The sequence below is a fragment of the Vibrio sp. 10N.261.52.A1 genome, from assembly GCF_002876325.1.
Lineage (GTDB): Bacteria > Pseudomonadota > Gammaproteobacteria > Enterobacterales > Vibrionaceae > Vibrio > Vibrio chagasii.
The window spans coordinates 1-8,009 of the sequence record NZ_MCYD01000237.1 but is presented as its reverse complement, the minus strand read 5'-3'; the positions used below and the strand labels follow the sequence as shown (position 1 = coordinate 8,009).

The following is an 8,009-nucleotide window of genomic DNA, read 5'->3' as shown; positions in this document are numbered from 1 at the left end:
ATCATAGGGAGCCTCAACCACAAGTAACTGGTCAAAGCCCACGCCAGTGTGACGATCCGCCAAACGACGGATCAAATCTGGAGAAAAGAAAATATTTTGAGTAATGCAGTCCACGACCATGAAATCATTGCCCAAACCATGCATTTTAGAAAAGTGGAAGTGCATAACGCTTTAAATTACTCCGGAAGAATGTTTTCAAGTTCCCACAAGCTCGTAAGCTCTTCGCGCTGACGAACTAGATGAGTTTTGTTGCCATCAATCATCACTTCAGCCGCACGCGAACGAGTGTTGTAGTTAGAGGACATTACGAAACCATAAGCACCGGCAGAACGAACCGCAAGCAAATCGCCTTCTTCAAGCACCAAATCGCGGTCTTTGCCTAGGAAGTCACCTGTTTCACAGATAGGACCAACCAAATCGTACGTTACCACTTCGCCTTGGCGAGGGTTCACTGGGACAATATCTTGCCACGCTTGGTAAAGCGCTGGACGCATCAGGTCGTTCATTGCCGCATCGATAATGGCAAAGTTCTTGTGCTCTGTTGGCTTAAGGAACTCAACTTTCGTCAATAATACACCAGCGTTAGCAGCAATCGCTCTTCCAGGCTCGAAAATCAGCTCTAGATCAGAATGATTGTCTAGACGAGCCAATAGCGCTTTCGCATAATCTGAAGGCTGTGGTGGCAGTTCATCACGATAAACCACACCCAAGCCACCGCCGACATCAAGGTGCTTAATGTTAATACCATCAGCACGCAGTTGGTCGATTAGGGCAAGCAAACGGTCAGTCGCATCAATGAAAGGTTCAATATCTGTTAGCTGAGAGCCGATGTGGCAATCAATACCGTGGATAGACAGGTTTTCTAATGTTTGTGCAAAAGCGTAAACCGCAGGAGCACGGTCGAAGGCGATACCAAATTTGTTATCACGCAGACCAGTCGAGATATAAGGGTGAGTGTTTGCATCAACATCTGGGTTGATACGCAGTGAAATCGGCGCCTTAACACCAAGCTCACCAGCCACTTTATTCAATCGCTCTAGCTCTGGCTCAGACTCTACGTTGAAACACTTAATGTTCAACTCAAGCGCACGTTTCATTTCAGCCGCTGTTTTGCCGACGCCAGAGAATACAACTTTCGCAGGATCGCCACCTGCAGCTACTACACGCTCTAGCTCACCGCCAGAAACGATATCAAAGCCAGAACCTAATCGTGCCAGAGTATTCAATACGCCAAGGTTCGAGTTCGCCTTAACGGCATAGCACACCAAGTGTGGATGCTCACCAACCGATGAATCAAACGCATTCCAGTGGCGTTCTAATGTAGCACGAGAATATACATACAGCGGTGTACCATATTGCTCTGCTAGTTGTGAAAGTGCGACGTCCTCAGCCCAAAGCTGGCCATCTTCCTGATAGTTGAAGTAATCCAAAGTTCTTATCCCTTATAAATAACGATTCTGCGTGTTTCACTTATTGTGATTGTTCAGTCTGCTGAACTTCATCAGGATCGTATAACGGACCCGTTTGACCACAACCAGAAAGTCCAATAACGGACAGCATAAACAGAGCGGTAATTAATTTTTTCATTTTGCATATCGTGATTATTAACTCAATGCCCCCTATAATCGCACCACACTCAGGAAAAGCAATAGGATAGAAAGGATGAACGAGACTGAATTTCATCAACTAGTCGATATACAGATGCAAAACATCGAAGAAGCTATCGACGATTCAGAGGCAGATATTGATTACGAAGTGACTGGTAACGTGATGACGCTGGAGTTTGAGAACCGCAGCCAAATCATTATTAACCGCCAAGAACCAATGAAAGAAATCTGGTTGGCGTCTAAATCTGGTGGCTTCCACTTTAAATTAATCGACGACAAGTGGACATGTTCTAAGACGGGCATGGAGCTGTTTGAGATGGTTAAAGAAGAATGCGTGAAGCATGCAGGTGAAGAGATCGATTGGGTCTAATCATTTGTAAGCAAAACTAAAAAGGAGTGAATCAGTCACTCCTTTTTTAATATCAATCAGTCTAAATAAACTAGATGTTAACTATCTTTGAGCTCCGAGAAGCTAACGTCGCATCGTTACGGTAAGGCACAACATAAGAATTGCCCTCTTCTGGGTGAACGATTTGGTAGTACTGAGGCAAGTTAAAGTTAATCAATTTAGATGACATCTTCGACTCATCTTTTACCGATGTGTAGAAGGTATTCACACTTGCGATCATCTCATCTTTTTCACCACTGTACTGGTGATAAGCTTCAACCTGATTCGACTCGTCCAATACGTAAATATTGAAACCCTTATCAGTATCTTCAAAGAAGAACTGGATTAAGCCTTCACTCGCAAAACCATCCACCACTTCTGGAAGTTGATACTCTTGCTCTTTATCCAGCATCAGCAGAGGTGAACCCTTGAGCTTATTGGTAGAGATACTACGGTAGAAATCAACCGAGTTTTCTAGCATCTGTACCGATACACCGCGGCGCTCAAAGAACAGACCAAACATCTTGTTAGCAAGACGAATAGCCTTAAAGCGACGACGTTTTTCTGGCTCAATTGGTTTTAGCCTTAACTCGATACACTCAGCAAGCAGTTGATACACCATATTACGCATCACACCACGCAGGTTTTTGCTGTAACAGAACACATCGACTGACTCTGGCGGTAACGCATCTTGGTGCATCTTGCCTAACACCGTCTTAAGTGCATCAAGCATTGCCGTATCACCTTGGAAGTGAAGAGTACGTACTTCATGCCAAGAGTTACGGTAAACCAAATCAACACTACCGACTAAGCTCTTACCTTCTTCACCAAAACTGAAGATATCCGCATTTTTGAGATCCACTTTTAATTCTCGACCACTTAATTCAGAAGTCGGGTCATTTTCAAAGTTGATAAACATCGCCAGCTGGCTAATCTCACATGGGCTCGCCAGTGCCTGCATACTCGGACGGCGCTTACGCAACGAGAAGGTATTACGCAGGTCACTCACCATTTGATAGAACTTATCGATATCAATATGGGCATCACGAACCACAGAGTGAAGACGTGTCGACTCAGTGATCAAGCCGTTAAAGAACGACCAAGCCACTAACTTACTCAAGTACTCATGGTGCTCCAGTGACGGTTGACCAAGAATACGATGTGCTATCAGCGGCTGCTTGTACAAGTACCAGCCCGCTTTATTCGATTGCCCTTGGCGAACCTCTATAAAGCTCAAGTCAGGTTCATGCAGATCCGGAGAAATTTGCGGATTCAGCAGCGTCACTTTACCTGGCAACACCTCAAACGCCGCATACAGCTTACGCGCTAAGATACTGATATCTTGCGGGCTAATTGCCGACGTGATGTCGTTACGGCGTGCAAACTGAATCAGGTTACGATAGCTCAGCATCAAAGCATCGAGCAGAGCATGGTGCACGACCTTCACTTGCTCAACCTTCCAGTTACGGCGATTATCGAGCTCAGCAATAGTATCCTGTCCCCAGTTCCAAGATTGAGTCATCTCGGTTAGCGCTTCACGACGCCATGCAACAGAGCCAATGCCCGCCTCACGTGACAACTTCTCGTGAGTCTTCAAATAAAAGCAGCGCCTTACCAAGTCTAATCGAGTGTGGTCGTTGATACGTTCTAGGTAGCGAGTCACCTTCTCTAGCATCAGATAGTAGCTATCCATACCATACAGATCAGGCTCATCCGCGAAGAAGCGGCGCTTGGTATCAATACTCAACAATTGAGTGTTTGGGTATTCCCATGAATAAGCTTCTAGCAAGATCGCCTTCAACACCGATTTATACGGTGAGTCGATACTTTTGTAGAGCTGCCACAGGTTAGAACCAAAGTACTCTTCAGCTGGGATACGATTCAGCTTACCGAAATCAATCCACTGCGAACAATCGAGGTAGCCATCTTGGCATAAGCCCTGAACATATTCGTCATAGCACTCTTCCATTTCTGGCGGAATGATTTGCCATAACAGGCGTTGGCCAGCTAAGCGAACGGCAGAACGGTAGAACTCATCGAGTAACAGTAAGTGCTGAGAAGAGCCACAGTTATCACCGGTCATCTCTTCAGAATGGTTTGAACGGAAACGCTCTTCATCCATTAAGAAGAAGTTAGCTTCAACGCCCAAGGTCTCAGCCCAATCGGTAATCAACAAACATTTATTGGTGAGGCTATCGCGTGCTGGGCCGTCCATATCTGGAGATACACACACCCAGATATCGAGGTCACTTGACGTGCTTTGTCCAATAGAAGAGGTACTGCCCATGGTGTACAGGCCAAGAATTGCGGGCTCCGCAGACTCGGTTAGCTTGCCACCTAAGGTAAGTTCAGTATCAGAGACAAATTGCTTTTGGAATTCATTAGGCGTGAAGCTACGAATTCCAAAAGGAACTTGTTGGTCGTAATAACCAGGCATCATTGGATGATTGAAATGAAGCAGTGCAGGAATAAGGTTAAAAACTCGTTGGCCTTGCACATTCATCAACGCCAACGCACGATCAATGCGCTGTTGATTAAGATTGTCTAATCGTTGAATCAATGTTTGAGTGTAAGCCTGCAAGGTAAGTCCTTGGTTTGAGATTAAATGCACTTCTGTTTAGTTACTGAACGAATGCAGCAACAAAACGTGATCAATTTAACACTTTTACCCCTAATGGTAAAGCAAAGGAAGCCGCCAGACTGGCCAATTCCTTAATGACAAAAAGTTAAACTCACGGCGCCGTAGTGTCCTCTGTATTGACTATTTCTAATAATAGCCCATGTTTCAAATGAGATACCAATCACACTATTTTGGTGAACTTATGAAAATCTCTCAGCTATCAAAGCATGGAATGATCAAACAGTAAGAATTTTCGCCTCACAATGGTAGGATTAGGCTATTACAGAACCTATATCGGAAACACCATGACAAATTCAGCACCAATCCGTATCGCAACCAGAAAAAGCCCTCTTGCCCTTTGGCAGGCATACTTTGTAAGGGATGCTCTTCAAGCTGCTCACCCTGGTTTAGAGGTTGAGTTGGTAACTATGGTGACCAAAGGTGACATCATCCTAGACACTCCGCTTGCCAAAGTGGGTGGTAAAGGTCTGTTCGTAAAAGAACTTGAAGTGGCAATGCTAGAAGGTCGTGCTGACCTTGCAGTTCACTCAATGAAAGATGTCCCTGTCGACTTCCCTGAAGGTCTAGGTCTAGTGACGATTTGTGAACGTGAAGATCCTCGTGACGCATTCGTATCAAACACATACAACAACATTGATGAACTACCACAAGGTGCTGTCGTAGGTACATGTAGCCTGCGTCGTCAGTGTCAGCTTCTAGAATACCGCCCTGATTTGATCATCAAAGAGCTGCGCGGCAATGTTGGCACTCGTCTGGGTAAACTCGATGACGGCCAATACGATGCTATCGTTCTGGCAGCAGCAGGCCTTAAGCGTCTGGAACTAGAAGAGCGTATCCGTAGCTTTATCGAACCAGAGCAATCTCTACCAGCAGTAGGCCAAGGCGCTGTAGGTATCGAGTGTCGTCTTGATGATGAGCGTCTGATTAAACTTCTTGAGCCACTGAACCACCAAGACACAGCCGACCGCGTACTTTGCGAACGTGCAATGAACCTGACTCTGGAGGGTGGTTGCCAGGTGCCTATCGGTAGCTACTCACTATTAGATGGCGACAACATCTGGCTACGCGCACTTGTAGGTGAACCTGATGGTTCTAAGATGGTTCGCGGTGAGATCTCCGGTCCTCGTAAAGATGCTGAAGCACTTGGCGTTACTCTGGCTAATCAACTGCTGGATGACGGTGCGAGAGAAATCTTAACCAAGCTATACGCAGACCAAGAATAATCATGACTGTGTTGGTAACTCGTCCCGGTGTAGAGGGACAATCGCTTTGCCAACAACTAGCGGATGAAGGGATTCAAGCAATCCATCATCCGCTTATCCGTATCATTGATAATCCAGATTCGGATCACTTAAGCGACCAGCTTAGCAACAGCGATATCATCATCGCTGTCAGCCATCATGCCGTGACCGCGGCTCAAAATATCCTTTCTAAAACTTCGTCTGTTTGGCCTACTTCGCCGCTTTATCTTGGCGTTGGTCAAAAAACTGCGCACGTTTTAAGCAAAATCTGTAAACAAAAAGTAAACTATCCTCAAGTTAGTGATAGTGAACATCTTCTTCAACTTGCTGAACTTAGTGACGTAAAAAATAAATCCATTTTGATACTACGTGGGAATGGTGGGCGAGAGCTCATTCGGGATTCTTTGCTCAACCTAGGTGCACAAGTCTCTTATTGTGAGACCTACCGTAGAGAATATATTCCTATAAACGATCACAATACCTATCAAACATGGATAAACAAAAAAACGTCCAAAGTAGTCGTCACAAGTCAGGAACAACTGGAGTATCTGTGCTCCATTACCCCTGGTGAGTATTCTGCTTGGCTTTCAACGAGACATTTGTTTGTTCCAAGCAAGCGCATAGCACAACGAGCACAACAGCTCGGCTTCTCTAACGTTACGAATACTCAAAGTGCTGCGAACCAAATATTACTGGCTGCTCTCCAGCCCTAGCTAGAAACAGGAAATAAGCATGACAAGCAAAAAAAATAATGAGCATATTGAACCTGAACAGAACCAAGATACTCAGCCAGTAGCGACCAAAGACGAAAGTGCTGAATCAAAAGAAACAGAACCAAAGCTTGATGCTCCGGCATCGAATAAGACTCACAATGAGCAGCTTCAAGCCGATCACAAAGAACAGATTGAAAAAGCAGAAAAACAAGGCAAGCGCGGTGTGAAATTTGGCGCTATCGCTATCGCAATTTCTATTATTTTTAGCGGCGGTATTGCCTTCCAAATGCAGCAAAAAAGTGCTGAATATTCAGATCAAATCGCAGCACTTCAAGCCCAACTACAAAATACCCAATCAGCAGTAAATAAAGACCTGCAAGCTATCAAGCAAGAGACCATCCAAGAAGCGTCACATGCGGTAGAGAAAACTCAGGTTGTACAATCTCAACAACAAAAGAGCATTCAAAGCCTGCAGCTAGCGGTAGCCGATGTGAAAGGTCGTCGTCCAAATGACTGGCTGCTTGCGGAAGCTGATTACCTAGTAAAACTAGCTGGTCGTAAACTATTCCTTGAGCATGATGCGGTTACCGCAACCAAACTAATGGAAAGTGCCGATCAGCGTATCGCTGCACTTAACGATCCAAGCCTAGTATCTCTACGTCAGTCTATGACTAACGACATCACTAAGCTTCGTACTATCCCTCTGATCGACCGCGATGGTTTGGTCCTACGTATCACGAGCCTTCAGCAACAAGTCGATAAGCTACCTCTGGCGAATGCAATTCTTCCAGAGGCTGAAGTCGTCGAGAAGAAAGCTGTATCTCAAGACATCAATGATTGGCAAAGTAACCTGATGACGTCGATGAAAGACTTCTCAGAAAACTTCATCACTTTCCGTAGCCGGGATGGCGAGGTTATCCCTCTACTATCACCAGAACAGCACTTTTACCTACGTGAAAACATCAAAGGTAAACTGGAAACCGCGATTCGTGCGGTCTACAAAGAGCAAGGTGAAGTTTATAGCGCTGCTCTAAAGACAGCTAACGAGTGGTCTAAGTCGTACCTAAACCAAGATGACAATTCAGTTATCGAGTTTGAGAAGGCTATCAAACAGCTAAGCGAACAAAACATCACAGTTAAATACCCAGTGAAACTTGAGTCTCAGAATCAGTTGTCTGATGTGATTCGTGAACGTCTACGCCGTGAGGTGACAGTAATGACCTCGGAGGAGAAATAATGATTCGTTTAATCTTTCTTTTCCTCATTCTGGGTGCAGGTCTATTTGTCGGCACTCAATTTTCAGGTCAACAAGGTTATGTGCTGATCTCAATTGCCAATAAGACAATCGAGATGAGTGTTACCACATTGGCGATCTTTGTGATTGCACTTTTAGCGGCACTATTCGGCCTAGAATACCTA

7 protein-coding genes and 2 pseudogenes are annotated in these 8,009 nt (G+C 45.1%); 5 read left to right on the top strand and 4 right to left on the bottom strand.

Annotated elements, in window-relative coordinates:
- From dapF to BCT81_RS03065, 3 genes and pseudogenes are all read right to left on the bottom strand, one after another.
- Positions 1–165: pseudogene (gene dapF / locus BCT81_RS03075) on the bottom strand (diaminopimelate epimerase); the annotation flags it as partial.
- Positions 166–176: 11 nt separating this feature from the next.
- Positions 177–1,430: a diaminopimelate decarboxylase gene (gene lysA / locus BCT81_RS03070; RefSeq protein ID WP_102423205.1), complete on the bottom strand. Its 1,254-nt coding sequence runs from the start codon at positions 1,428–1,430 to the stop codon at positions 177–179.
- Between the two features lie 40 nt (positions 1,431–1,470).
- Positions 1,471–1,683, bottom strand: coding sequence for a lipoprotein (locus BCT81_RS03065; protein ID WP_032554288.1), 213 nt, complete (start codon positions 1,681–1,683; stop codon positions 1,471–1,473).
- Here BCT81_RS03065 and cyaY point away from each other — a divergent pair.
- Complete coding sequence (cyaY, locus tag BCT81_RS03060) at positions 1,663–1,977, top strand: iron donor protein CyaY (RefSeq protein ID WP_004740462.1); 315 nt, start codon at positions 1,663–1,665, stop codon at positions 1,975–1,977. The genes BCT81_RS03065 and cyaY overlap by 21 nt on opposite strands.
- 70 nt (positions 1,978–2,047) lie before the next feature.
- Here cyaY and BCT81_RS03055 read toward each other — a convergent pair whose 3' ends face one another.
- Positions 2,048–4,576: a class I adenylate cyclase gene (locus tag BCT81_RS03055; protein WP_102423204.1), complete on the bottom strand. Its 2,529-nt coding sequence runs from the start codon at positions 4,574–4,576 to the stop codon at positions 2,048–2,050.
- A gap of 344 nt (positions 4,577–4,920) precedes the next feature.
- Here BCT81_RS03055 and hemC point away from each other — a divergent pair, with 344 nt between their 5' ends.
- From hemC to BCT81_RS03035, 4 genes and pseudogenes are all read left to right on the top strand, one after another.
- Complete coding sequence (hemC, locus tag BCT81_RS03050) at positions 4,921–5,859, top strand: hydroxymethylbilane synthase (protein WP_017633312.1); 939 nt, start codon at positions 4,921–4,923, stop codon at positions 5,857–5,859.
- Between the two features lie 2 nt (positions 5,860–5,861).
- Positions 5,862–6,590 (top strand): uroporphyrinogen-III synthase, encoded by a 729-nt coding sequence (locus BCT81_RS03045; protein ID WP_102423203.1) that lies wholly within the window; start codon positions 5,862–5,864, stop codon positions 6,588–6,590.
- 19 nt (positions 6,591–6,609) lie between these two features.
- Positions 6,610–7,827: a uroporphyrinogen-III C-methyltransferase gene (locus BCT81_RS03040; protein ID WP_102423202.1), complete on the top strand. Its 1,218-nt coding sequence runs from the start codon at positions 6,610–6,612 to the stop codon at positions 7,825–7,827.
- Positions 7,827–8,009 (top strand): annotated as a pseudogene (locus BCT81_RS03035) (heme biosynthesis protein HemY); the annotation flags it as partial. The gene BCT81_RS03040 and the pseudogene BCT81_RS03035, both read left to right, overlap by 1 nt.

Excerpts from the sequence above, each read along its gene's own strand:
- BCT81_RS03045 (WP_102423203.1), top strand. The coding sequence starts at position 5,862 with ATGACTGTGTTGGTAACTCGTCCCGGTGTAGAGGGACAATCGCTTTGC.
- cyaY (WP_004740462.1), top strand. The coding sequence starts at position 1,663 with ATGAACGAGACTGAATTTCATCAACTAGTCGATATACAGATGCAAAAC.
- hemC (WP_017633312.1), top strand. The coding sequence starts at position 4,921 with ATGACAAATTCAGCACCAATCCGTATCGCAACCAGAAAAAGCCCTCTT.
- BCT81_RS03040 (WP_102423202.1), top strand. The coding sequence starts at position 6,610 with ATGACAAGCAAAAAAAATAATGAGCATATTGAACCTGAACAGAACCAA.
- BCT81_RS03065 (WP_032554288.1), bottom strand. The coding sequence starts at position 1,683 with ATGAAATTCAGTCTCGTTCATCCTTTCTATCCTATTGCTTTTCCTGAG.